We start from the raw sequence: 25,537 nt of genomic DNA, 5'->3' as shown, positions 1-25,537 counted from the left end.
TTCCAAGCTGTATCGACTTTTGAATCCAGGGTACCCGAGACATGACGGGCTTATATTGATGGATAGTTAATTTGACAGAACACATAGTAACGCACCGTCAGGTCTGGCGAATCGCCGGACCGATGATTATCGCCAACATCTCTACCCCACTGCTGGGAATGGTCGATACAGCGATGGTTGGCCATCTCAGTGCAGCGCATTATCTCGGCGCCGTAGCGATCGGCAGCATGATTTTTACCTTTGTCTTCTGGGGGTTTGGCTTTCTCAGAATGGCCACCACTGGCCTGACATCACAAGCTTATGGTGAAAATAGTACCGCAAAAATGCAGGCTGTATTAATGCAATCCATCTGGTTGGCATTGGTAATTGCCTTGATATTATTGCTGCTACAGATGCCGATACGTGATGTGGCTTTGCATCTGGTAGACAGTAGTGGTGACGTCGAACAATTTGCCGCCATCTACTTTGATATCAGGATCTGGAGCGCACCAGCGACACTTATAAATTACGCCATACTGGGCTGGCTGATTGGTCGTGAAGCGTCAAAAGCAGCTTTGCTGATGGTGCTGGTAATCAATATTACAAATATTTTACTGGATGGCTTATTTGTCATGGGCCTGGGAATGGATGTTGATGGCGTTGCGCTGGCATCTGTTATCGCTGAATACACCGGTTTGATAGTGGGACTGGTATTACTCAATCATTACGGGCTAAATAAAAGCGGTATTCATTTATCACTCAGTAAGAAAGTGCTGCAACAAAGCCGGCATGGCTTAACTGTTCATGGCAATGTGATGATCAGAACCTTTTTGCTCATCTCCTGCTTTGCTCTGTTTACCACCCAGGGCGCCCGACAAGGCGATACAGTATTGGCTGCCAATAGTGTGCTGTTGAACTTTATTACTCTGATGGCATTTGTACTGGATGGATTTGCCAATGCAACCGAGGCATTAACCGGCAAGGCCATAGGGCGTAAATCCCCCTCCATGTTAAGAAAAGCACTTAGCTTGACTGCATTCTGGTCAGTATTAATGGCAGCTTTGTTTTCGCTGACATATCTGTTGTTTGGGGAATGGATTATTCGATTATTAACCGGTATAGAGGCGGTGATTGACTATGCTGGTATGCATCTTATCTGGGTGATTATTGCGCCGCTGATTGCGGTATGGTCATATTTGCTGGATGGACTTTTTGTTGGAGCAACACGCAGCCGGGAAATGCGAAACACCATGTTGTTTTCAGCATTCTGTTGCTATCTGCCAGCATTTTACCTACTACAGCCATTTGGCAATCACGGATTATGGGCTGCCTTGCTCATTTTCCTGGCAGCAAGAGGCCTTTCCCAAAGTCTCTACATAGGCGGGATCATGCGTCTGGCGGATCCGAATTAATGATTTTTTCTGGTCTGTTGATTTCCGGGTACTAATCGGCGATCACGTCCCGAACGACGTAACACATGACTCAAATCAAAACGGATCTGTTCCCGTCGCGTTTGCAGCTGACGTCGTTGATATCGGCGGCGATCATCATCACCATAAAACTGACCATATTCAGGATCTAAAACATATTGTTGCTCAGTCCGACTCATGAAAGGCCCCTTCCATAGAATTTTGATAGCAGATCATTACGCCGTAAAAAAACTAATGTCAACGTATTCAGCAGCTAAATATTTGTTTTTTATGGGTAATAGGGCAATCAAAAACTAAACGGCTGGCTTTCAACTGCAAACCATCTGCAGTCTTTTTCCCGTAACGGCTATCACCAGAGACCGGATGGCCAATCGATGCGCAATGACGGCGAATTTGGTGCATACGTCCCGTTTCAATTGAGACAGTTAACACTGTTCGGTTTTTATCAGCATCATAAGTACATTTAGCAAAATGGCTGACAGCATGCTTGCCATCCAAAGGGGAATTAACGGTCAGTTTTTGCCATTCAACGTCACCATCCACCTCGATCTCATAGTGCTTTTCAATCTTTCGTTGTTGAAACAACGTAGATAACTGAGCTGCCGCTTTTTGCTGATGGGCAATAATCATCAATCCAAAAGCTTCCCGATCCAGCCGTTGCACCAGAAAACTCTGTCTCGGTTTAGCAAAGGCCAGCTCGGATACTCGCAGTAAACTGCAATGATCGCCCCACTCGGTGCCTTGTGCCAACATACCGGCGGGTTTAAACCAGACACTGTAAGCCCCAAAATCATGTAATAACTTTGGGGGTACAGGGGTTTGATCCAATAAACGCTTATCGTAATAAAGCTGTAACAGCTCGCCAGAATTCAAGTTTTTTGTCGCTCGACGCAAACGTTGGGTGCGTTTACCTTTTTGCAACCAGACAGCTCCCTTACTCATCGCCTGCTTGATTTGCTGACGGGAAAGTTCACAGTGGTCAGCTAACAGATCGATGGCATTTACGGAGCCTTTTTCCACCGGAATTTTTAATTCAAAACGAACAGTATTATCAGACATTTTATGAAATAGCGCTTTGGCGTAGAATAATGATTTATTTTATAGGTATCCGTGATGTTTATACCGCAATTAAGCTGTTGCTGTCTTGCTTTAGTCCTTGCCATGACGGTTCAGGCGGATGCTTACAAGTGGGTTGATGATGATGGTGAAGTTATCTACTCACAAACCCCGCCTGTCGATAAACCCTATGAAAAAATGGATACCCCCCCTCCACCGTCGATGAATCCGGAAGCGGCAAAAAAAGAAATCGAGTTGCTGATTGAACAACAGAAAGCAAGCGATGAAGCCCGTGAGGAGCAACAACAAAATCAACAACAGGAAGAACAGGCTGCTGAAGCTTTAGCGGAAAACTGTCGAATTGCCAAATATAATTTACAGCAGTACCAGGACAATCCCGGTCGGCGCGTGATGGACTCAGAAGGCAATGTGACCCGCCCCACTGAAGAAGAAAGACAACAGAAAATTAGCACACTTAAACAGCAAGTTAACCAATTCTGTAAACAGGAGAAGTAACCATGCCTTATTTAAATATTGTGACCAATCAGCCTATTACTGATGAAACAGCCTTACTTAAAGTTGCCAGTAAAACCGTAGCGCAGGCTTCTGGTAAACCGGAAAGTTATGTGATGGTGGCTGTTGAATCCAAAACTGCAATGTCTTTTGGCGGCAGTACTGAGCCTACCGCTATTCTGGATTATCGTTCGCTTGGCCTGCCCAGCGACCGCAAAGCGTTATCTGATGCTTTATGTTCGATGATTGAGGAGCAGATTGGCGTCAGTGGCAGCCGTGTTTACATCAGTATGACCGACTCCGAACGACAAAACTGGGGCTGGGATCACAGTACTTTCTAACAAAATTCAACTGCGCTGATACGGTGTGTCAGCGCAGTTTTTTAATCCAATAATCAGGAATCACCTTTTCCATGCGTACTTCGAAGCTTCTCATTTCCACTTTAAAAGAAACACCTGCAGACGCTGAAATCGTCAGCCATCAGTTAATGTTGCGGGCAGGCCTTATCCGCCGTCTGGCATCCGGTCTGTATACCTGGATGCCGATGGGTTTGCGGGTACTGCGTAAAACCGAAGCAATTGTGCGTGAGGAAATGAATAAAGCCGGAGCCCAGGAGGTATTAATGCCTTCCGTGCAACCAGCTGAATTGTGGCAGGAAAGCCAGCGCTGGGAAAAGTATGGTCCTGAACTATTGCGTATAACTGATCGTCATCAACGTGAATTCTGTTATGGCCCAACTCACGAAGAGGTCATTACTGATCTGGTGCGTCAGGAAATTCGCAGTTACAAACAATTACCGGTTAATTTTTATCAGATTCAAACCAAATTCCGTGATGAAATCCGTCCACGTTTTGGTTTGATGCGAGCTCGTGAGTTTCTAATGAAAGATGCGTATTCCTTCCATGTGGATCAAGCATCTTTGCAGCAAACCTATGATGAAATGTATGCAACTTACACACGCATTTTCCAGCGTATCGGATTGAATTTCCGTGCAGTACTGGCAGATACCGGCAGTATCGGCGGTAATGCCTCACATGAATTCCATGTACTGGCCAGTTCAGGTGAAGATGCGATTGCCTTTAGCAATAGCAGTGATTACGCTGCCAATGTTGAATTGGCTGAAGCAGTCAAACCAGCAGGTGAGCGTCCTGCAGCATCTGCCGCCATGCAAACCGTTGAAACTCCCCACAAACATACCATTGAGGATGTCAGCAACTTTTTAAAAGTAACTGCTTCGCAATGTCTGAAAACATTGCTGGTAGAAGGCGCTGAGAAAAACAGCGTTGTCGCTTTGGTACTGCGTGGCGATCATGAACTCAATGAAATCAAAGCGGAAAAACATCCGTTAATTGCTGCTCCTTTAACGTTCGTAACGCCTGAACAGGTGCATGAAGCCACCGGCGCCAATATCGGTTCTATCGGTCCGGTCGGCCTGAACATTCCAATGGTTGTTGATCATGCCGCGGCAAACATTGCAGATTTTATCTGTGGTGCCAATGAAGATGAAAAACATCTGACCGGAGTGAACTGGGGCCGCGATTGTCCAGAACCAGAAACAGCAGACTTACGTAATGTAGTAGCAGGTGATCCTAGCCCTGATGGCCAAGGCACGTTGGAAATTGCCCGAGGTATTGAAGTAGGTCATATTTTCCAGCTCGGTGAAAACTACAGCAGCAAACTCAATGCCGTGGTGTTAACCGAAACCGGACAATCTCAGGTCATCACTATGGGTTGTTACGGCATTGGTGTGTCTCGTGTCGTTGCAGCCACTATTGAACAAAACAATGATGAGAATGGCATTATCTGGCCACAAGCGATCGCACCATTTGAAGTGGTATTAGTGCCCGTCAATGCACATAAATCACAACGTGTTCGTGATGAAGCTGAGAAGATCTATCAGCAGTTGCTTGCTGCTGGTGTCGATGTATTACTTGATGATCGTGGTTTGCGTCCGGGTGTCGCTTTTGCAGATATGGAGCTTATCGGCATACCCCATCGCTTGATTTTGGGCGAACGTGGTATGGATAACGGTGTGATTGAATATAAACATCGTGCGTCAGGTGAAGCGGATGAATTCGCTTTGGAGCGTGTGCTTGAAGCAATTCAACAAAAGTTGGCAACAGCATAAACATGACAGTAATTCGCCAACAGGACTTTGTGCAAAGCATTGCTGATGCGTTGCAGTTTATTGCCAATTATCATCCTCAGGATTTTATTCAGGCGATGAGCAAAGCCTATGAGCGTGAACAATCGCCGGCGGCGAAAGATGCAATAGCACAGATTCTGGTCAACTCACGGATGTGTGCTGAAAACAACCGGCCGATTTGTCAGGATACCGGCATTGTTAATATATTTCTCAAAGTCGGTATGCAAGTGCAATGGCAGACCGAGCAAAGCCTGGAAGATATGGTTAATGAGGGCGTACGTCAGGCTTATCAACATCCGGATAATGTATTACGTGCTTCTATCGTCGCTGATCCGATTGGCAGCCGCAAAAATACTGGTGATAACACACCAGCAGTGATTTACACCGAACTGGTGCCCGGCAACAAGATAGAAATTGATATTGCCGCCAAAGGTGGTGGTAGCGAAAACAAAGCCAAATTCACCATTTTGAATCCTAGCGATAGTCTGTTGGATTGGGTACTGGAAACTGTTCCCAAAATGGGTGCGGGTTGGTGTCCGCCTGGCATGCTGGGTATTGGCATTGGCGGAACGGCAGAAAAAGCCATGCTGATGGCTAAACAAAGCCTGATGGAAGATATTGATATTCAGGATTTGCTGGAACGTGGCCCACAAACGGCCACTGAAAAGTTGCGGGTTGAGTTATACGAAAAAGTGAATCAACTGGGAATTGGTGCTCAAGGTTTAGGCGGTCTAACGACGGTGTTGGATATCAAGATCAAGGATTATCCGACCCATGCGGCTTCGCTTCCCGTTGCCATGATTCCTAATTGTGCCGCCACCCGTCACGTGCATTTCACGTTGGATGGTTCTGGTCCGGCAACATTCACCCCGCCCTCTTTAACTGACTGGCCAGAAATCACTTGGCAGGCTGCGGAAAACACCCGGCATATCAATCTCGACACAATAACGCATGATGAGATTAAACAATGGCAACCTGGTGATACCTTATTACTCACCGGTCATTTTTTAACCGGCCGGGATGCAGCGCATAAAAAGATTGCTGATTTGCTGGATAGTGGTAAGCCGTTACCCGAAGGGCTGGATTTTCATAATCGCTTTATATACTACGTCGGTCCGGTGGATCCGGTTAAAAATGAAATTGTCGGTCCAGCAGGTCCCACCACGGCAACCCGAATGGATAAATTTACTGAAACCATGCTGGCGAAAACAGGTCTGTTAGGCATGATAGGCAAGGCCGAACGCGGTGAACAAACCGTCGATTTAATCAAAAAGTATCAATCGACCTATTTGATCGCGGTGGGTGGCGCTGCTTATCTGGTATCAAAAGCAATTAAATCTTCACGCTTGATAGCTTTTGAAGAATTAGGCATGGAAGCAATTCGTGAATTCTATGTAGAAAATATGCCCGTCACTGTAGCAGTTGATAGTCGCGGAAGCTCGGTACATCAAACGGGTCCTCAGGAATGGCGGCAGAAAATTGCTGGTATTCCCATTAAAACGATAACAACTTAGAGAGAATTATTATGGGCATTACAATAAGTTTACATTTACTGGCTTCGGTTATCTGGGTGGGCGGATTATTTTTCGCTTTTATGTTTTTACGCCCCGTTGCTGGGACCTTACTTGAACCCGAACAGCGCTTTCCGCTTTGGGCAAGTGTTTTTAAACGATTTTTTCCATGGGTGTGGGCGTCAGTGATCACGATATTGATTACCGGCTTCGGCATGCTGTTTATGCTGGGCGGTATGGGAGCCGTCGGTATTCATGTGCACATCATGTTGCTACTGGGAATTTTCATGATGCTATTGTTTATGCATGTATTTTTTAACCCTTACCGCAAACTCAAATGGGCTGTAGCAGAACATGACTGGATCGCCTCGGCTAATGAACTGGATAAAATTCGCAAATTTGTACGAGCAAATCTCATTCTTGGCTTAATAGTTATTGTCATTGGCTCAGCTGGCCGTTATTTTTAGTATCCATGACGCTTAAACCTTTTTATATTTCACTGCTTTCACTCGTATTGACGGGAGAAGTGCTGGCAAATGATATTAAACAGGTCCGAAACAGTGACGGTGTGGTGGAATTTAGTAATGCTGATATCGATGTTCGTAAGCCCACATCTATTCACAGCAATAAAACCATCATTTATAAATCACTTTCCAATGATGGGGAAAGTTTCAGTTTTTCTGATAAGAAACCGTTAAACGGTGACTTTGAGGTTCTGGCTTATGAATGTTATGCCTGTAATCCCACTTCAAAGATAAATTGGCATACCATCAGTCTGAATACCGACGATTATGCTGACACGGTCAGAACCATGGCCAAAAAATATAAAATTGATGCCGCTCTGGTCCGTGCCGTTATTCATGCCGAATCGGCTTTTAATGCCAAAGCTTTATCTAAAAAAGGTGCACAAGGTTTGATGCAACTGATGCCTGGTACTGCTAAAGATCTGGGGGTCACCAATGCATTTGATGTGCAACAGAATATTGAAGGTGGCGTGAAATATCTGGCCGGTTTGTTACACACTTTCGATGGGAATATCAAACTCGCAACGGCCGCATACAATGCCGGTCCAGGCGCGGTCAAACGTTACAAGGGCATCCCCCCCTATGCCGAGACAGAAGTATATGTTGAGCGCGTTGGCATCTTGCATCAGCGTTATGGACAGGAAGGCTGAGCCAGGCCATTCTGACTTAACCATAATTGTTTTATAATCAGGGATAGCTTTTTGTCTAAATTCAGCTTATTTAGAAAACGCCAGTTGTGGTTTCCAACAATTTGGGGTGGCTTAATAATTTTATTACTGCTAACCCTTTGTAGTTTGCTTCTATTAAGGCAACTGGCCGTTATCCTTGCCCCTACCGATCCAGTCGCGGATCGAACATATCTGGTAGTGGAAGGCTGGCAGGATGAAGACAGTTTGCTGGCAGCCCTGGCGATATTTAATGCTGAACAGTATCAATATATGATCACCACAGGCGGCCCGAATGTCCGTTTCTTAAGCCCGGCCCATGCTTCCTATGCTGAACAGGCGGGTGCATTTATGGTGCAGCATGGTCTGGATGCTGAAAAACTGATTATGATTCCTGCGCCGGAATCCGCACAGGAACGTACCTATCTCAGTGCGGTAATGGTGCGAGACTGGCTGGCGTTGAAAGAGACTGATTTAAAAGGGTTAAACGTCCATACCAGTGATGTACATGCCAGACGAACTCGCAGTTTATATCGTGAGGCATTCCCCAATGTCGAAATAGGTATATATGCGGCGGCGCCACAAGGTTTTGCACTCAATAAATGGTGGCAGACCAGTGATGGTGCAAAATCAGTGATAACTGAATTGATAGGTAATTTTTGGGTGGCGTGTTGTTTTCAACCGGGTGAGCCCGGTTCACATTATGAAAAATGGGCTGTTGAAAAAAGCGGCCAGACATCAGATTCCAGGTAAACTGAGCGTCAACGTACCATCACGCTGCGTCATCTCGAGATGCTTCATAAAACTCATACCAAGCAACACAATATCTTCTGACATATGAGGGTTAATATGTGCCTGAATATGCTGTAATTTGATTGCGCCGAGCTGCACGGTATCTAATTCGGTAGAATACACAGGAACCACGCCATTTGCCGTATTGACCATCGCCTGTCGGCCCTGCTTCAGACCCGCCTCTCTGGCAATTCCTGCCGGCACGCTGATATTGGTTGCACCGGTATCCAGCAAAAAGGTCACTTCATGCCCATTGATAAATCCTGGAGCAACATAGTGTCCTGCTTGATTTCGCAATAACACCACATCTGTCCCCAGACCTGCCTCCATCTCCATCAGATGGCGGTTAGGATTATATTTCTGTTCAATAAAGCCATTAAAAAATAAGGTCAGAGACCCCATTAATAACAACCAGAAAATAATGGTAAATGCTTTTGACGAGCCTTTTTGATGTGCTGGATTCATTTTCATTTAAGTTAATTCAGTTAAGGTAAAACCAATTTAATATAACCGCGGTCAGAGAATCACATTATGCGGGCAAGCCACTTGAATTACATCCAAACCTGGAGATATTAGCAAATGAACACACGCAGTCTGATGGATAAACTTCTGCAATCTGGTCAGCAGTTTCTCGACAAGCAAAATACTAGTTCCAATACCAGTGACAATAAAATTGGTCAGTTTTTAACGGGGGCTGGTGGGGGCGCTTTGGCGGGAACAGCGGTAGGTCTTCTGCTCGGGAATAAAAAAGCTCGCAAAATGGGTGGCAGTGTTCTGAAATATGGCGGTGTGGCGGCATTGGGTGCCGTTGCATTTAAAGCTTATCAGAGCTGGCAGCAAAACAATCAACAAACCGCACCTCAAGCCATGCCACAAACCTTAGACCGCTTACCCGCTCCAGAAGCTGAACTGCATAGCCAGGCAATATTACAAGCCATGATTGGTGCCGCCAAAGCTGATGGGCATATTAATGATGAGGAACGTTTGTTAATTGATCAGCAAGTTGCGCAAATCACAGATGATTCTGAGCTAAAACATTGGATAGATTCTGAGTTAAAAAAACCGGTTAATCCTGCTGAAATTGCCAAATTAGCATCTACACAGGAAATGGCCGCTGAAATGTATCTGGCCAGTTTGATTATGATTGATGAAGATAGCTTTATGGAAAAAGTGTATCTGGATGAGCTAGCACGTCAGCTTAAACTTGATGAGGCTTTAAAAGCCGAAATCCACCAGGCTAAAAACAACGCTGTCACATGATATGCTTGCCGCATGTCATTTCTACCCTCCCTGTTCATTGTGTTGCTGGGCACAAGTTTTGCCCAGTCAACGCCATTTTTTGATCCTGTTTCAGCAGAAATGGTACAACCTCCACTGACCAGTGGAAGTTGTACAAACTGCCATCTATCAGATCAGGCTAAATGGTATTTTGAGGAGGAGATTATTGCTTCCCTACCAACGCCATCTTCTGCATCAGTCAGCTTACCCAAATGGCTGGAAAAACAAGCTGAAATTAATGACAATATCCCCATATGGATTGCTTCCCCTACAGAAATTGAGTCAGCCAGGCTCAATAAATCAGGTAAATCACTTATTCTGGATGACGGCACACAAGTCAATTTTGAAACAATAGCTAAAATTCCACAAAATCAATCATTCTGGAATAAAAATACCACTGAGTTTTTTAAACAACGCGATATTCGTTTACGCGGCAAAATGACGGGGAATGCATTTATTGCGCGCACCGTCTGGCCGCTGGATTTTGCCATTAACAATTATCAGTTATTGCCACTCAGCGAAGATGAAGATTTGCAAGCTCTGGTTCAGGCTGATGATGGCGGCGTACAACAACCACATCAAAGTCGTCTGTTATGGGAGCGAACGCTCGGCTCTGCCATGGAGGCTGCTGGTAAACCGGTTTTAGGCTTGATGCTTAATGGTGCTCAGGGAGATGATCATGAAGCTCTGGCGGGGCATTTTGCAGTAGTGACCGGCCAGTTCGGTGATAATGGCAGTTACGCTGACTGGCTGGTCAATAATTTTTACAATCTGGAAACCATCAGTGAAAAAGGCATTATTGCTGCCGTCACTCCAATGGACAACTATCTGGCAGACCTCAATGCCGGACAAAATTATTATCGGCCGTCCTACATGCTGGTAGCTACGCTTAAAAATCATCAGCCAGCAGCAGAATTTCAACAATCTATTAATCAGGTAATGAATTATTTCTATCGGGGTAATTTCATTTATAACCACGCAGACGCAAACTGTACCGGCATCAGCATCGATAGCTTGCGTGCATTAAATTGGAATATCCCCACACGTGGCATAAATGGCTATGTTCAGGCGATTGGTGCCTATTTTTATACGGCTATTATTGAAATGGATCTGAATGCAGCCAGACAGATTTATGATTATCTGACGACCGAAACCACTCGCCTGTTACCAGCCGTAGCATTTGATGCTATTGGGGAAGATTTACTACGTTTAACAACCGGTCAAGCAACACGATCGCTTTCTAGCTACGAAAAAATTCTTGCTGATTCTATTGAGGCCATCTGGTTTGTCCGAATACCACAAATACCATCTAGTCGGATCTATGGTGATGCACCGGTTTACAGTTTTAGCGAATATGTGGAAACGGCACCGGCCGATAGGGATGAGTGGGTTACTATCGAGTTAGCTGAACGTAATATTCCAGCTTCTTTTCACAAGCAACCACCAGTTAATCCAAAACCACACCCTATTCCCTGGCCAATAGCACTGATTTTATTTGGTTTAAGCGGTTTTATCATTTTGGTGCTTCGCCGTTTGATAAAACACTTTTCCCGACGAAAATAAAACCGTTAGGCAATTGAGAGCAATCAAGTTTTCTCTTTAACTAACTGTTTCTTCAACTTTATGATGGTTGCTCATAAATCGACGCAGCCATTTTTCCAGCTCTAAAATCAAATACATAACAATACCCACCGCAATGATCTCGGTACCATGGCGTAATCCAATTGGTGTTGATTCAAATAATGTGTTCATAAATGGCGCGTAGGTAAAAATCAGCTGCAATAAAATGACCATTCCGATTGAAATAAACACTATAGATGAGGTGAACCACCGTTTAATTGACCACGATGCACTGTTTAAACAACGCACATTGAACAGGTAAAATACTTCCATCACCACCAGAGTATTCACGGCATATGTCCGGGATTGTTCAATTGAAGCCCCCTGAGACTGGGTCCATAAAAACATGCCATAAACCCCAATAACAAACAGTAATGACACAAAGCTGATACGCCAGACCAGAAACCCGGAGAGCATTTTTTCATCTCGTTGTCTTGGTTTACACTTCATGGCATTCTCTTCACCCGGTTCAAATGCCAGAGATAACGCCAAAGCAATTGAACTGACCATATTGATCCACAATATCTGTAAAGGAGTGATCGGTAAGGTCATGCCCGCCATTACTGCCGCAATAATACTTAATGATTCACCTCCATTGATGGGCAGTAAAAATAAGATGGCTTTTTTCAAGTTGTCATATACCGTACGTCCTTCTCTAACAGCTTTGGCAATCGAAGCAAAGTTATCATCGGCTAACACCATTTCTGCCGCTTCCTTGGCTGCCTCAGTCCCCCCTTGTCCCATTGCTATCCCTACATCTGCTCGTTTCAATGCCGGGGCATCATTTACCCCATCCCCCGTCATCGCAACAACATGACCATTGGCCTGTAAAGCTCTGACCAGCCTTAATTTATGCTCCGGTGCTGTACGGGCAAAAACATCAGTTTGGTGAACAGCATGTTGCAACTCTGCGTCACTGAGTTGTGTGAGATCGTGCCCGGTCAACACTGTTTTCGTATGATGCAAACCCAGTTTTGCTGCAATCGCACTGGCTGTTGCGGCATGATCACCGGTAATCATTTTGACCTGAATACCGGCTTTATGACAATCACTGACAGCAGTAATGGCCTCTTCACGGGGTGGGTCAATCAGCCCGATCAAGCCCAGTAACACCAATCCCTGGTCTAAATCTTTAAACTGCAATTCCCCTGTATGTTGCTCCACCGTTTTAGTGGCCACGGCCAGCACTCGCTGGCCTTCTGCTGCAATTTTTTCAATCTGTGCATGCCAATAAGTCTGATCAACTTCCACATCTCCTAGTTCTGTTCGCTGAAATTGGCAAAGCTCGATGAGTTTTTCCGGTGCACCTTTTACAGCAATAAAGTCATGGCCTTGGTGATCATGATGCAGGGTGGCCATAAAACGATGTGCGGTATCAAACGGGATAACATCACGTCTTGGGTAAAATTGTTTCAGCTCCTCCAGTGTAAAATCTGCCTTTAATGCGGCGCTAAGCATCGCTGCTTCCATCGGATCGCCTTCGGCCAGCCAATCATCACCACGTCGCTTTAATGCCGAATCATTGCAAATAGCGGCACAGCGTAAAAGCAACGTTAAAATTTCGTCCTGTTCGGTTTCAATGGCCTGCTCATCAATAGTAAACTCACCCGCTGGAGAATAACCCACACCACTGACGCTATAGTTATTTACCGAGCTCATCACAGTGGAAACCGTCATTTCATTGCGGGTTAAGGTACCGGTTTTATCAGAGCAGATAATGGATACCGCGCCCAGAGTTTCTACTGCTGGAAGCCGTCGAATAATGGCATTACGACTGGCCATGCGTTGCACACCAATCGCCAGCGTGATGGTCAGAATAGCCGGTAAACCTTCAGGAATACCCGCTACGGCCACACCAACCACAATCATAAACATCTCAATAGGCGGGGTCTGATTCAACCAGTAACCATAGCTGAATACCAATCCGGCAATCACCATAATGACCAGGGTCAGCCAGCGAGAGAACACTGAAATTTGCTGTAGTAACGGGGTAGTGAGATTTTCGATATCGGAAATCATGCCACTGATTCGACCAATCTCGGTATGTGCTCCGGTCGCAACCACAACGCCATGTCCCTGACCGGATGTGACCAAGGTGCCGGAATACGCCATACACAATCGATCACCTAACACAGCATCTGCCGCTACCGGCTCACTGTGTTTTTCAACAGCAACCGATTCGCCGGTTAATACCGCTTCCTGAATTTGTAAGCCTTTTGCGCTGAAAACACGTAAATCTGCTGGCACTTTATCACCGGGTTCCAACACCACTACATCACCGGGAACCAACTGATCGGCTTCAATCTGCAGACGATGCCCACTACGGATTACTGTTGCATGAGGCGCCAGCATATCTTTAATAGCATCAAGCGCTTTTTCGGCTTTTCCCTCCTGAATAAAGCCAATTAGCGTGTTTAATATGACAACCGCAAGAATTACCCAGAAATCTATCCAATGCCCCAGCAAAGCGGTAAGCAACGCTGCAGCTAACAACACATAAATGATCAAATTGTGCAGCTGAGCAAATAACCTGGCTATTGCTGAACGCCCTTTAACCCGAGGCAAATGATTTTCACCAAATTGCTGCAAACGTTGTTCAACAGTTTCGGAATCCAATCCATGCTTGTCACTCTCGAGTAGTGACAAACTTTCCTTTGAACTAAGGTGATGCCAGGATTGTTCGAATGGTTGAGTCTGCATATGCTGTTTCATCAGTAACTCCTGGTAACGATCATAACCTTAGCATAACGTGTTTATAGGTTAGGCCTATGTAACGAAGTGGTTTGTTTTGATCTACATCAAGCTGCACAATAGACAAATTATGTCTTTGTCTAGAAGGAAATGAGCATTAACACTATCAGTATTTTAGGGAGCGGCTGGCTGGGCTTACCACTGGCAACTCAACTATATAAACAAGGCTTTCATGTAAAAACATCGACTCGTCATCGTGAAAGATTCTCTGAAATTGCTACAGCTGGTGCCAGCGCATTTTATGTTGATATTGACCAGATATCCGATATCCAAGAATTTTTGCATAGCGAAATTCTGATTATAAATATTACCTCTAAAAATCAAACTGGTTTTACCAATCTTATTCAGCAAATCGAGAAATCACCGATTCAAAAGATATTGTTTATCAGTTCCACCTCGGTTTATCAAAGTCTCAATCGTGAAGTGAATGAGGATGAACATGCTGAAGACCACGACAGCATCTTGTGGGAAATAGAACAGCAGTTTCAAACCAGCAATCATTTCCAAACAACCATCTTACGTTTCAGTGGTTTGATTGATAAACGCCGTCATCCAGGCAGGTTTTTCCGAAATGGTCGTCGTGTGCCTCAAGCAGATGCTCCGGTGAATCTGATTCACCTTGATGATTGCCTCGGTATTATTGATGCCATTTTGCAACAGCAAGCCTGGGGAGAAACCTTTAACGGTTGTGCTGACACCCATCCCAGCAAACGTGAATTTTATAGTTATGCGAGAAAGTTGATGGGGCTACCCGCTCCCGAGTTTGACACTGAAACAGAAGTTAAATACAAAATAATCAGTAATCAAAAAATTAAAACAAAACTTAACTATACCTTTCAACATCCTGACTTAATGAAGATTGTATTTTAATGAGTGACCAAGACTGTCCTTGCCTTAGTGGGAAAACGTATCAAGATTGTTGTGGTTTATTACATCAGGGTAAACAGACTGCAGTCACGGCTGAACAGTTAATGCGTTCGCGTTATAGTGCGTTTGTAATGCAACAGAGCAATTATTTGCAGACTACCTTGCATCCATCTCAACGACAGCCAGACGACACCAACAGCTTGCAGCAAACGATGCAAACAACACAATGGCTGGGTTTAACTATTATCGAACATTCACAAGACGGCGATGAAGCTGAGGTCGAATTTATTGCCTTTTATCTGGATAATCCGATGGGGCAATTACATGAAAGATCACGGTTTTGTCGACAGGATGGCCTATGGTTTTATCTTGATGGTGAATTTCTGCCTCCCATCAAACTTGGCCGGAATGATAAATGCATTTGTGGCAGTGGAAAAAAACTTAAACGCTGCCACGGGTGATGTTAGGTATTTTTTTCACCTAAATAACGTTTGCGTTTAGCTGGTTTTAATTGCTGCAGATCGACCATCACCAGTCCATCGATACAGTTACCGAAATTGGCATCAATATTAAAATCGATAAACCGCACACCACTTGGCTCACAAATATCGGCGTATTGTTTATAGAGTGTCGGCACCGTTACATTCATATGCGCCAGTTGCTCGCGTACCGCCGTAAAGTCATTGTCAGCATCATGATTCACTAACGTTGAATTAACCCTTTGCTTGATTTCATTATCAAATATATAGGGGACTCTGCCCTTCGCCAGATTTTCTGCATCGGCAAAATGCTTTTGATAAAAACTGACAATCAACGCCTTGGCAAAATCAGGATAGGTATTACTCAAACTGACAGGACCAAATAGATACCGTACTTCTGGATAACGTTTTAGGTAGGCACCGATGCCATACCATAAATAATCCAGGCTGCGCTTACCCCAGTATTTGGGGCTGACAAAGCTGCGACCCAATTCAATACTTACCGGGAAATATTGCTGCATTGCCGCAGTAAACTGAAACAATTCACTGGTATAGATATCACGACCTGCATTCATAATACGAGCGACTTCGCCAATTCGATAAGCACCGGCTATCTCCAGTTCCTGCTCATCCCAGAGAATTAAGTGTCGGTAATCACGATCATAATGATCTAAATCACGTCTTTTACCTGTTCCCTCGCCAACCTGTCTGAAAGTGATTTCCCGTAAACGACCAATCTCCTGCATAACAGCTGAATTTGATTGATAGTCAAACAGATATATTTTTTTATTGTCGGCCGTTTCGCCCAATAATTCAGCCTGCTGCAATTCTTTTTTGATTGCCCGACGTTCCTGCGGATGGGCAATCGTCTGCTCAGTGACAAACAGCGGTTTTTTTCCTTTGGCCAGTCGATATAAGTGGCGCCTTAATAACTTGGCTTTTTCGGCCTTTATCAACGGCAATTGTTCAACCTGTTGATAAGCAATAGACTCCCCTACCCGCATCGAGATAGTTTTGGAGTTTTTATTGAACATTTCATGCGCCAGCATCATGCCTGACAATGGTTTATAAACCATCGAGGCGCTATAAAACAGCGAAGAGTTTCTGGCTTCAACATATATCGGCAAAATGGGCGATTGCGTTTTTTTGGCAAAATTTAAAAACCCACTGTTCCATTTACCATCACGAACACCACCTGGCCGGATACGTGATACTTCACCGGCAGGAAACACAATCACAGCCTCATCATTGTTCAGACACTCAACAATCCTGGCAATACTACTTTTACGGGTAGATTTGGAGAGATTATCTACGGGCAGAAACAACGAACTTAATGCTGAAAAATTCAACAGCATGTCATTGGCAACAATTTTCACATCACGCCTGACTTCACCCACCAGTTTTAATAAACATAGCCCATCTAACGCACCTAATGGATGATTGGCGACAATGACAACACGACCTGTAGCCGGAATATTGTTACGATGACGATGCGTAATGCTATAGCTGAAGTTGAAGTAATCCAGGACCTCATCAATGAAATCAAAGCCTTCAAGCTGCTTATGCTGTTCCAGGAAACGATTAACTTCCTGTTCATGAGTGATTTTTCGGAGAAAGCCTAACGTCGGAATTCTGACCCAAGGTTTTTGATTTTGAAAATTGGGGAATTTTTGTTGAACAGCTTGTTCAATATTGAGCATACGGTTTCTCTGGTAACTTCATGATGCAAAGTCTAGAGAACACATATGACAAAAAAATAACGGTTTGATGACTGTTCAGTGACAGTCTCGCAAACCGTTATATCTAAGGGGTTTAATCAGGCCGCTTGGACAGGAATAGCATGACGCATATGGGTAATATCATTATTTTCATTCAGATATACCAACGTCGGTTTAAAGCTTTTTACTTCTTCTGCATTCATAGCAGTATATGCACAGATAATAATGCGATCGCCCGGAGAGGCTTTATGTGCCGCAGCACCGTTAACTGAGATGATATTAGAACCGTCTTCAGCTCGAATTGCATACGTCACGAAACGTTCGCCATTAGCGACGTTGTAAATATGAATTTGTTCATACTCGTGAATGCCGGCGGCTTCGAGTAATTTGCCATCAATCGCGCATGAACCCTCATATTCCAGTTCAGAATGGGTTACACAGGCACGATGTAATTTAGCTTTTAACAGTGTCAGATGCATAGCTGGCAAAATTCCGTTAGTAAGCCGTATATTATCGCTTTTTAAGAAAGCTCAAGCAAGGTTACAAGCAATATTGTCAATCAATCTTACACTGCCCACACGTCCCGCCGCCAGCAACCGCAACTCTTTATCCACTGCAGGATTAGCCAATTGCAGATCTTCTGCCCGACGAATATCAATATAATCCAATGTAAACCCGGAAGCAGTTAATTGCGTATGGGCTTGAGCCAGTAAAGCCGAATAGTCCTGATTGCCAGACTCCAGCTGTTGTTTGAGTTCAAGCAGATTTGAATACAACGCTGCAGCTTGCTGTTTCAGCGTTTCGTTTAAATGTTGATTACGAGAACTCATCGCCAGACCACTATCTTCTCTTACAGTAGCTGCGCCCACGATCTTAATCGGCAAGTTCAAATCAGCCACCAGTTTACGAATCAGCAATAATTGCTGGTAATCCTTTTCACCAAACACCGCAACATCGGCCTGCACTATATTGAAGAACTTGGTAACGACTGTGGCAACACCATCAAAGTGTCCGGGTCGCTCAAGACCACAGAGCTTGTCATCCATACCAGGCACATGAATAAAGGTATGAAAATCCTTGCCCTGCGGATACATCACCTCAGTATCAGGAGTAAATAACAGATTACAGCCCACCTGAGTCAGCTTTTTAATATCTGTCTGCAACGTCCGGGGATAGTTGGCTAAATCCCGTTTGTCATCAAACTGCAATGGATTGACAAAGATACTGACCACCACTTTGTCAGCCAGAGTCTGGGCTTTTTTCACCAGAGAGATATGCCCGTCATGAAGGTTTCCCATCGTCGGTACAAAGGCAATAGTCCGATGTTCAGCACGCCAGGTCTTTATCTGACCACGCAGGCTCAGAATCGATTCAACAATTTGCATTAATACTGTTGCTCAGCTGTGGGAAACTCACCATTTTTAACGGCTTCAACATAACGACTTATTGCTGCAGGGATGTGACCACTGTCGGCCAGGAAATCATGGCTGAAACGCGGACGTTTACCAGGAGTGATACCTAACATGTCGTGTAACACTAAAACCTGTCCATCACAGTCAGCACCAGCACCAATGCCAATAACCGGAATCGTTAGCGCTTCACTGATGATCTTCGCCAATGCCGCAGGGACGCACTCAAGTACCAGCATATCGGCACCTGCTTTTTCCAAACTAATCGCATCCTGCAGAATTTTATCCGCAGCAGACTGTTCTCTCCCCTGAACCAGATACCCACCCAGCTTATGCACTGACTGGGGTAATAATCCCAGATGACCACAAACAGGAATGCCACGTCGGGTTAAGGCAGAAATTAGTTCAACCAGCTCTGCTCCCCCTTCCAGTTTAACCATCTGCGCCCCGCCTTCGGCCATTAACCGGGCTGCATTGTGCAAAGCCTGATCAGTATTGGCATAGCTCATGAACGGCATATCGGTGATCACAAACAGACGTTCACTACCGCGAATCACATTGGCGGTATGGTAAATCATATGCTCGACCGTGACTGGCAAGGTGCTTTCCTGACCTTGAATGACCATTCCAAGTGAGTCACCCACCAATACGATATCAACTCCAGCCTGTTCCAGAACGTGACTAAAACTTGAATCATATGCCGTCAGCACGGCAATTTTGTTACGCTCGGCTTTCATTTTACGCAGCTGATTGAGACTGGTTCGGCTCATGAGTTTTTCTCTTTCACCGGCAACGGATTGTAATACTGACGACCACTCTGGATAGTGCAGATCTGATCCAGCAATTGCTGATAATCGGCTTCACTTTTCACCAAATCAATTTGTTCTGCATTAACGATCAATAATGGAGAAGCATCGTAATAATGGAAAAAATCAGCGTAGGAATCAGCCAATCGTTTCAGATAAGCATCCTCGACATGCTGCTCATAACTGATACCACGCTGTGAAATCCGGGTTTTCAGGATGGGCAGAGAGGCTTGCAGGTAAATCACCAAATCAGGTGTCCGATGGTGCATGGTCAAACTATCGTAAACCATGTTGTATAAGGCCAGTTCGTCATCATCGAGCGATATTTGGGCAAACAAACGGTCTTTTTCCAGCATGAAATCAGCAACATGCAATGAGGTAAATAAATCATCCTGTTGTAGTGTTTTGGCTAATTTAACGCGCTGCATCAGAAAGCTCAGCTGCGTTGGCAATGCGGATTGTTTGGGATGCAGGTAATAGCGTTCCAGAAAGGGGTTCTGTTCCGGCGCTTCCAACAAGGTATTTCCAGAAAAGCTATCAGCCAACCTTTTAACCAGATGGGTTTTGCCGACACCAATAGGACCTTCGACAACAATATAGCGATGTGGCAATGTTTTCATAAGCTAATCTTATCCACTAGTTGTAAATCACCTTGCGGGCAGGAGAGCAATATTTGCTGTAAAGCACCTATGCCGGGAATCTCAATATCCGGTGCTATTTCGGCCAATGGATATAACACAAAGGCCCGCTCATGCATGCCTGGGTGCGGTATTTTCAGTCGCTCATCATCTAATATTTGCTCACCGTAGAGCAAAATATCCAAATCCAGCGTCCGTTCACCCCAATGCCGCTTTCGTTCGCGTCCATGGAGTTGTTCAACAGATTGTAAAGCATCAAGTAACTGATGTGGACTGAGAGATGTTTCCAGTGAGATCACCGCATTAATGTAATCAGGTTGATCGGCTGGCCCCATGGGCGGGCTCTGATACAACGAGGATACGGTGATGATGGTTACTCCGGCTAATGACTGTACATCATTTATTGCCGTTTTTATCTGTTGCAGTGGGTTTTGCAGATTACTGCCGAGTCCAATATAAACGAGCATTATTCAACTTTTTTATTAGCAGGTTTACGACGGCGGCGACGGCGAGGTTTACGTTTATCTGTCTCTGCGCCATTACCTAAAGCATTTACCATTTCGGCCTGCGCAGTAGCAGATGTCTGCTGAAAGGTTGTCCACCAGTCAGTCAGCTCTTGCAAAGGTTCACCGGATTGGGCCCGCAATGCCAGAAAATCGTAACCAGCACGAAACTTGGGATGCAATAACAAAGCAAAAGCACGTTTACCCTGACGGCGTGTCAATCGTGGTTGCATGGTCCAGATATCACGGGTAACCAGACTGAAGCGTTTGGGAATGGCGACGGTTTGAATCTGCTCGGATAATACTTCACCGGCAGCACGCTGCATGGCGGGTATTTCGGGCATTTCCTTACTCAGTTCCAGCCAACGTTGGCGCAATGGCTCCCATAATAATGCAGCGAACAAAAACGCGGGAGTAACCGGCTTGTTGTCAGCCAGTCTTTTATCGGTATTTTCCAACGCTTTCATCAGCAAAGTGCGAGGAAAACCATTATTTTCCTGATGTAACAAAGCCGCGGTTTGAGGATAAAGATGATCAAACACACCGTAGTGACAAAGTAACTCGTGAGTTACTGCTGCCTGCCCACTTAAATACAGTTTTAAGGTTTCATCAAATAATCTGGCCGGAGGAATATCGCTGAGTAATGGGGCCAGATCCACAATCAATTGTTCGGTTTCGGCTTCCAGCTTTAAACCCAATTTAGCCATAAACCGTACAGCACGAAGCATTCTCACCGGATCTTCACGATATCTGACGGGTTTATCACCAATTAAGCGAATCAGACCTGCCTGCAAATCGGCAATACCACCGGTGTAATCAACAATAGAGAAGTCTCTGATGTTGTAATAAAGGGCGTTAATGGTGAAATCGCGACGCCATGCATCCTGCTCTAATGTGCCGTACACATTATCCTGCATGATACGACCTTGCTTATCGACATGATTTTTAGCTTCAGGTGGCGCTCGGAAAGTGGCTACTTCAATAATCTCATCACGACCAAAGCGCACATGAACCAGTTTGAAACGACGACCAATTAACTGGCTGCGACGAAATAACCGATGCACCTGCTCAGGCAGAGCATTGGTAGAAATATCAAAATCCTTGGGTTCGTAACCTAATAACAAATCCCGTACACAGCCACCGACCAGATAGGCCTCAAACCCAGCATCTTTAAGGGTATAAAGCACTTTTAAGGCACTGGGACTGATTAACTGTCGAGAAATATTATGATCGGCGCGCGACACAATAAGTGGTGCGGCTCCCTCGGCTGCTGCACGGCTTTTTTTACCGGCTTTGATCCGTTTGAATGAATTAATGAGTGAATTTATCGAAAGCATAAGGTGCGAATAATACCATGCTTAAAGACGATAGCCGGAAATTGCATTAATTTATCTCATTGCCCGGCGAACCGGGGCAAATGACTGTCGGTGAATTGGTGAAGGTCCTAAATCCATTAGTGCTTGCTGATGCTGTACCGTCGGATACCCTTTATGCTTCGCGAGTCCGTAGCCAGGGTAAAGCTGATCCAACACCAACATTTCACGATCTCTGGCAACCTTTGCCAATATGGAAGCCGCCGCTATGGCTGGTTCACTTAAATCACCTTTAATGATTGTGGTGACCGGACAAGTCAATTGGGGGGCATGATTACCATCAACCAGTGCATGTTCCAGCTCAAAAGGCAAAGCGGCCACTGCACGTTGCATCGCTAATAAGCTGGCTTGCAAAATATTTAATTGATCAATTTCTTCCACTTCTGCCCGGCCCAACGCCCACGCATAAGCATATTCCTCAATTAACGGGACAAGTTGTTCGCGGCGCTTTTCACTGAGCTTTTTAGAATCGGTCAATCCTGTAATAGGTTTATTAGGATCGAGTATGACTGCTGCGGTCACCACTGGCCCTGCCAAAGGCCCCCTGCCAACTTCATCTATTCCAGCAATTAAAACAACCGACTGCATTAAATTAAACTCAGTACGAGTTTGGCAGCATTCTCTGCCCCGCCACTTGGACCAAGTGCTTGTTTGACCTGCTGACGAATGTTTTCAGCATGTTGCTGCCGTTGGGGATGGGTAAGCAGATCCATTAGCTGCTGTTCCAACCGGACTGGCGTAACGTCATCCTGGAGCAACTCTTTAATCACCGGCTGTTTTGTCACAATATTGCATAACCCAACATAGGGAATTTTCACCAGACGTTTGAGTATCCGGTAACTCCATGGAGAAACTTTATAGGTAATAAAATGGGGGACTCCCAGTAACGCAATTTCCAGCGTCACGGTACCCGATGCAGCAACAATCGCATCACAGGCCTGGATAACCTCATAAAAATCATCCTTGATAACCCTTACATTCAAACATGAGCCAGCCAGATACTGTTGCAGAAAGCTTTCATCAATACCGGGGGCCTGGGGAATGACTATCTGAATCGGAAAATGCCGTTTTTCTATTCGTTCAGCCGCTTCCAGCATCACTGGCAGTAAGACTGAAATTTCACTGCGACGGCTGCCGGGAAATAAACCAATAACCCGAATATCTTTATCTAATAAGAATTTTTCCCTTGCTGCAGTTTTGGATAACTGGGTATGCACAGCATCAACTAAAGGATGCCCTACACATGTAACGGCAACCTCTGCTTTCTCGTAGATTTCCTGTTCAAACGGAAATAACACGGCCATATGATCAACATCACGTTTGATTTGTTCGATGCGCCCTGCCCGCCAGGCCCAGATCTTCGGACTGATGTAATACAAAACTTTAATGCCGAGTTTTTTGGCTTGTTTTGCCAGTTTTAGGTTGAAGCCAGGATAATCAATCAAAATTAACAAATCTGGTGGCTGACGACGTAATTCCTCGACCACCTGATTAAAAATGCCTTTGATTTTGGGATAGCGTTTGATCACCTCCACTAGTCCCATTACCGCTAATTCAGCAAAATCAATACTAATATCAGCCCCTGCAGCCCGCATTTTGTCACCGCCAATACCCGTTATATAGATTGAAGGTTGCTGCTGCTTTAATGCGGACACCAGACGAGCGGCATGCGCTTCGCCCGAAGCTTCACCCGCCACAATGTAAATATGATGACTCACTAATACTGGCTCAGTCTTCTACATACCCGGTTAATTCAAGTCCAAAACCGGAAACACCGGTCAGCTTGGTTGGAGTACCAATCACCCGCATTTTACGTATCCCTAAATCTGCAAGGATCTGCGCGCCAACACCAAAGGTTCTCAGATCCCAGCTGGCTTTGAACGGTGCAGCTTCGCCTTGATCCTGCTGCTGATAACGGGCGATTTTTGCGGCCAGTTGTTTGTTCTGTTCTGGCTGTCTTAATACCACAAGCACACCTTTTCCAGCTTGCTGAATTCGTTGCATCACATCCGGTAAAGGCCAATGGGTTGGTTCACGTTTCGATGCCAGTAAATCCCCTAAAGGATCGGCCATATGCACACGTACTAATGTTTCCTGTTCTGCATTAATTTCGCCATATACTAACGCCAGATGGGTTTGACCACTTACATCATCCTGGTAACTGTGCAGAGTGAAATCACCATATTCGGTGGGAAATTCACAGGTCGACATCGCTTTAATCGTCATTTCATTTTGCAGACGATAACTGATTAAATCTGCGATCGTGCCTATTTTAAGCTGATGGGTTTCGGCAAACTTTTCCAGATCCGGACGGCGGGCCATGGTGCCATCATCATTGAGAATTTCGACAATAACTGCGGCCGGCGTACAGCCTGCCAGATAAGCCAAATCACAACCTGCTTCTGTATGTCCGGCACGAGTTAAAACGCCACCTGGTTGTGCTTTTAATGGAAAGATGTGTCCGGGTTGCACCAGATCCTCAGGTTTAGCCTGAGGTGCGACGGCTTTTTGGATGGTTAATGCACGATCAGCTGCAGAAATACCAGTGGTCACGCCATCAGCCGCCTCAATTGAAACAGTGAAGTTGGTGGCATAAGGTGTTTGATTATCGATCACCATAAGTGGCAGACGCAACTGACGGCAACGATCTTCAGTTAATGTGAGGCAAATCAATCCCCGACCGAATTTAGCCATAAAGTTAACGGCTTCAGCAGTAACTTTATCCGCCGCCATCACTAAATCGCCTTCATTTTCGCGATCTTCATCATCCATGATGATGACCATTTTGCCTTGCTTGAGGTCGTCGATAATTTCCTGGGTGCTGTTGATTTGCATTTAGCGAATATAACCCTGTTGAGTGAGAAAATCCCGGCTGATGGTGGAGCCAGTCTGAGGTAACAGACGTTCAAGGTAACGGGCAATCAAATCCACTTCCAGATTGACCCGAGTGCCGGTTTGATAGTGTTTGATAATGGTTTCTTCAAGCGTATGCGGAATGATATTGATATCAAAACCTCCATCAAATACGCCATTCACGGTCAGACTGACCCCATCGATGGTAATTGAACCTTTTTCTGCAATATAACGCTCCAGCTCTGTCGGGACTTTTATCTTATATTGCCAGGAACGGGCCGAAGCCGTTTTACTGATCACTTCACCTAAACCATCAACATGCCCGCTAACCATATGACCGCCTAAACGATCCCCAACGGCAAGGGCTTTTTCAAGATTGGCTTCACTACCCTTTTTTAATTGTCCCAGACTGGTTCGTTGTAGGGTCTCCTGAGAGACATCAAACTGTAAACTTCTGCTCGCCATTTCGACTACGGTTAAACACACACCATTGACCGCGATACTATCGCCCAGTTTTACGTCAGTCAGATCCAGTTTGGCCGGATCAATATGCAAACGAATATCTCCGCCGCGTGATTCCAGTGATTTCAGCTGGCCTACGGCCGCGATAATACCTGTAAACATGT

The 25,537-nt window shown here is 45.1% G+C and carries 27 protein-coding genes; 12 read left to right on the top strand and 15 right to left on the bottom strand.

Going from position 1 to position 25,537, the window contains the following annotated elements; all coding sequences use genetic code 11:
* Positions 1 to 71: 71 nt before the first annotated feature.
* Complete coding sequence (locus B4F66_RS05645; protein ID WP_292357639.1) at positions 72 to 1,391, top strand: MATE family efflux transporter; 1,320 nt, start codon at positions 72 to 74, stop codon at positions 1,389 to 1,391.
* Here the strand turns inward: B4F66_RS05645 and B4F66_RS05640 are convergent.
* Entirely contained in the window at positions 1,388 to 1,588 is a 201-nt protein-coding gene (locus B4F66_RS05640; protein ID WP_292357641.1) for a hypothetical protein, read from the bottom strand. The genes B4F66_RS05645 and B4F66_RS05640 overlap by 4 nt on opposite strands.
* Positions 1,589 to 1,655: 67 nt before the next feature.
* A complete protein-coding gene (locus B4F66_RS05635) occupies positions 1,656 to 2,468 on the bottom strand; it encodes an RluA family pseudouridine synthase (protein ID WP_292357643.1) in 813 nt (270 codons plus the stop codon).
* Positions 2,469 to 2,522: 54 nt separating this feature from the next.
* Between B4F66_RS05635 and B4F66_RS05630 the strand changes: the two genes are divergently transcribed.
* From B4F66_RS05630 to B4F66_RS05600, 7 genes are all read left to right on the top strand, one after another.
* The gene (locus B4F66_RS05630; protein ID WP_292357645.1) at positions 2,523 to 2,981 is read left to right on the top strand and encodes a DUF4124 domain-containing protein; all 459 of its coding nucleotides are present in this window, start codon (positions 2,523 to 2,525) and stop codon (positions 2,979 to 2,981) included.
* 2 nt (positions 2,982 to 2,983) lie between these two features.
* Positions 2,984 to 3,319 (top strand): phenylpyruvate tautomerase MIF-related protein, encoded by a 336-nt coding sequence (locus B4F66_RS05625; RefSeq protein WP_292357647.1) that lies wholly within the window; start codon positions 2,984 to 2,986, stop codon positions 3,317 to 3,319.
* A 71-nt stretch (positions 3,320 to 3,390) separates the two neighbouring features.
* The gene (locus B4F66_RS05620) at positions 3,391 to 5,106 is read left to right on the top strand and encodes a proline--tRNA ligase (RefSeq protein ID WP_292357649.1); all 1,716 of its coding nucleotides are present in this window, start codon (positions 3,391 to 3,393) and stop codon (positions 5,104 to 5,106) included.
* Between the two features lie 2 nt (positions 5,107 to 5,108).
* Positions 5,109 to 6,638: a fumarate hydratase gene (locus B4F66_RS05615; protein ID WP_292357651.1), complete on the top strand. Its 1,530-nt coding sequence runs from the start codon at positions 5,109 to 5,111 to the stop codon at positions 6,636 to 6,638.
* An 11-nt stretch (positions 6,639 to 6,649) separates the two neighbouring features.
* Positions 6,650 to 7,102, top strand: a complete 453-nt coding sequence (locus B4F66_RS05610; RefSeq protein ID WP_292357653.1) for a CopD family protein — start codon at positions 6,650 to 6,652, stop codon at positions 7,100 to 7,102.
* 5 nt (positions 7,103 to 7,107) lie between these two features.
* Complete coding sequence (locus B4F66_RS05605; RefSeq protein ID WP_292357654.1) at positions 7,108 to 7,809, top strand: lytic transglycosylase domain-containing protein; 702 nt, start codon at positions 7,108 to 7,110, stop codon at positions 7,807 to 7,809.
* Between the two features lie 51 nt (positions 7,810 to 7,860).
* Positions 7,861 to 8,577, top strand: a complete 717-nt coding sequence (locus B4F66_RS05600; protein WP_292357656.1) for an ElyC/SanA/YdcF family protein — start codon at positions 7,861 to 7,863, stop codon at positions 8,575 to 8,577.
* Here the strand turns inward: B4F66_RS05600 and B4F66_RS05595 are convergent.
* Positions 8,563 to 9,087 (bottom strand): retropepsin-like aspartic protease family protein, encoded by a 525-nt coding sequence (locus tag B4F66_RS05595; RefSeq protein WP_292357658.1) that lies wholly within the window; start codon positions 9,085 to 9,087, stop codon positions 8,563 to 8,565. The genes B4F66_RS05600 and B4F66_RS05595 overlap by 15 nt on opposite strands.
* Positions 9,088 to 9,195: 108 nt before the next feature.
* Between B4F66_RS05595 and B4F66_RS05590 the strand changes: the two genes are divergently transcribed.
* Both B4F66_RS05590 and B4F66_RS05585 read left to right on the top strand, forming a co-directional pair.
* Entirely contained in the window at positions 9,196 to 9,876 is a 681-nt protein-coding gene (locus tag B4F66_RS05590; RefSeq protein WP_292357660.1) for a tellurite resistance TerB family protein, read from the top strand.
* 12 nt (positions 9,877 to 9,888) lie between these two features.
* Positions 9,889 to 11,457 carry a hypothetical protein gene (locus tag B4F66_RS05585; RefSeq protein ID WP_292411224.1) on the top strand — a complete coding sequence of 523 codons (1,569 nt, stop codon included), beginning with the start codon at positions 9,889 to 9,891 and terminating at the stop codon, positions 11,455 to 11,457.
* 36 nt (positions 11,458 to 11,493) lie between these two features.
* Here B4F66_RS05585 and B4F66_RS05580 read toward each other — a convergent pair whose 3' ends face one another.
* Positions 11,494 to 14,226, bottom strand: coding sequence for a cation-transporting P-type ATPase (locus B4F66_RS05580; protein WP_292357664.1), 2,733 nt, complete (start codon positions 14,224 to 14,226; stop codon positions 11,494 to 11,496).
* Positions 14,227 to 14,355: 129 nt separating this feature from the next.
* On the opposite strand from B4F66_RS05580, the gene B4F66_RS05575 reads away from it, so the two are divergent.
* On the top strand, positions 14,356 to 15,135 hold the full coding sequence (locus tag B4F66_RS05575; RefSeq protein WP_292357666.1) for an SDR family oxidoreductase: 780 nt from the start codon (positions 14,356 to 14,358) through the stop codon (positions 15,133 to 15,135).
* Positions 15,135 to 15,593, top strand: a complete 459-nt coding sequence (locus B4F66_RS05570; protein WP_292357668.1) for a YchJ family protein — start codon at positions 15,135 to 15,137, stop codon at positions 15,591 to 15,593. The genes B4F66_RS05575 and B4F66_RS05570 overlap by 1 nt, the downstream gene beginning before the upstream one ends.
* Before the next feature lie 2 nt (positions 15,594 to 15,595).
* On the opposite strand, the gene olsF is transcribed toward B4F66_RS05570, so the two are convergent.
* The 11 genes from olsF to B4F66_RS05515 all read right to left on the bottom strand — a co-directional run bounded on the left by olsF (position 15,596) and on the right by B4F66_RS05515 (position 25,535).
* Positions 15,596 to 17,311 carry a bifunctional ornithine lipid synthase OlsF gene (olsF, locus tag B4F66_RS05565; protein ID WP_292357670.1) on the bottom strand — a complete coding sequence of 572 codons (1,716 nt, stop codon included), beginning with the start codon at positions 17,309 to 17,311 and terminating at the stop codon, positions 15,596 to 15,598.
* Positions 17,312 to 17,427: 116 nt separating this feature from the next.
* The gene (gene panD, locus B4F66_RS05560; RefSeq protein ID WP_292357672.1) at positions 17,428 to 17,808 is read right to left on the bottom strand and encodes an aspartate 1-decarboxylase; all 381 of its coding nucleotides are present in this window, start codon (positions 17,806 to 17,808) and stop codon (positions 17,428 to 17,430) included.
* A 51-nt stretch (positions 17,809 to 17,859) separates the two neighbouring features.
* On the bottom strand, positions 17,860 to 18,714 hold the full coding sequence (gene panC, locus B4F66_RS05555; protein ID WP_292357674.1) for a pantoate--beta-alanine ligase: 855 nt from the start codon (positions 18,712 to 18,714) through the stop codon (positions 17,860 to 17,862).
* Positions 18,714 to 19,508 (bottom strand): 3-methyl-2-oxobutanoate hydroxymethyltransferase, encoded by a 795-nt coding sequence (gene panB / locus B4F66_RS05550; RefSeq protein ID WP_292357676.1) that lies wholly within the window; start codon positions 19,506 to 19,508, stop codon positions 18,714 to 18,716. The genes panC and panB overlap by 1 nt, the downstream gene beginning before the upstream one ends.
* The gene (locus B4F66_RS05545) at positions 19,505 to 20,164 is read right to left on the bottom strand and encodes a deoxynucleoside kinase (protein ID WP_292357678.1); all 660 of its coding nucleotides are present in this window, start codon (positions 20,162 to 20,164) and stop codon (positions 19,505 to 19,507) included. The genes panB and B4F66_RS05545 overlap by 4 nt, the downstream gene beginning before the upstream one ends.
* A complete protein-coding gene (gene folK, locus B4F66_RS05540; RefSeq protein WP_292357680.1) occupies positions 20,161 to 20,649 on the bottom strand; it encodes a 2-amino-4-hydroxy-6-hydroxymethyldihydropteridine diphosphokinase in 489 nt (162 codons plus the stop codon). The genes B4F66_RS05545 and folK overlap by 4 nt, the downstream gene beginning before the upstream one ends.
* Entirely contained in the window at positions 20,649 to 22,022 is a 1,374-nt protein-coding gene (pcnB, locus tag B4F66_RS05535) for a polynucleotide adenylyltransferase PcnB (RefSeq protein WP_292357681.1), read from the bottom strand. Before pcnB ends, folK begins: the two co-directional genes overlap by 1 nt.
* A 51-nt stretch (positions 22,023 to 22,073) precedes the next feature.
* Entirely contained in the window at positions 22,074 to 22,646 is a 573-nt protein-coding gene (rnhB, locus tag B4F66_RS05530) for a ribonuclease HII (protein ID WP_292357683.1), read from the bottom strand.
* Positions 22,646 to 23,776: a lipid-A-disaccharide synthase gene (gene lpxB / locus B4F66_RS05525; RefSeq protein WP_292357685.1), complete on the bottom strand. Its 1,131-nt coding sequence runs from the start codon at positions 23,774 to 23,776 to the stop codon at positions 22,646 to 22,648. The genes rnhB and lpxB overlap by 1 nt, the downstream gene beginning before the upstream one ends.
* Before the next feature lie 10 nt (positions 23,777 to 23,786).
* The gene (gene ribBA, locus B4F66_RS05520; RefSeq protein WP_292357688.1) at positions 23,787 to 24,893 is read right to left on the bottom strand and encodes a bifunctional 3,4-dihydroxy-2-butanone-4-phosphate synthase/GTP cyclohydrolase II; all 1,107 of its coding nucleotides are present in this window, start codon (positions 24,891 to 24,893) and stop codon (positions 23,787 to 23,789) included.
* On the bottom strand, positions 24,894 to 25,535 hold the full coding sequence (locus B4F66_RS05515) for a riboflavin synthase (protein ID WP_292357690.1): 642 nt from the start codon (positions 25,533 to 25,535) through the stop codon (positions 24,894 to 24,896). It lies immediately after the preceding gene.
* Positions 25,536 to 25,537: the final 2 nt, after the last annotated feature.

The organism is Methylophaga sp. UBA3603 (assembly GCF_002375335.1).
Classification (GTDB): Bacteria; Pseudomonadota; Gammaproteobacteria; order Nitrosococcales; family Methylophagaceae; genus Methylophaga.
This window is presented reverse-complemented; position numbering and strand designations above follow the sequence as displayed.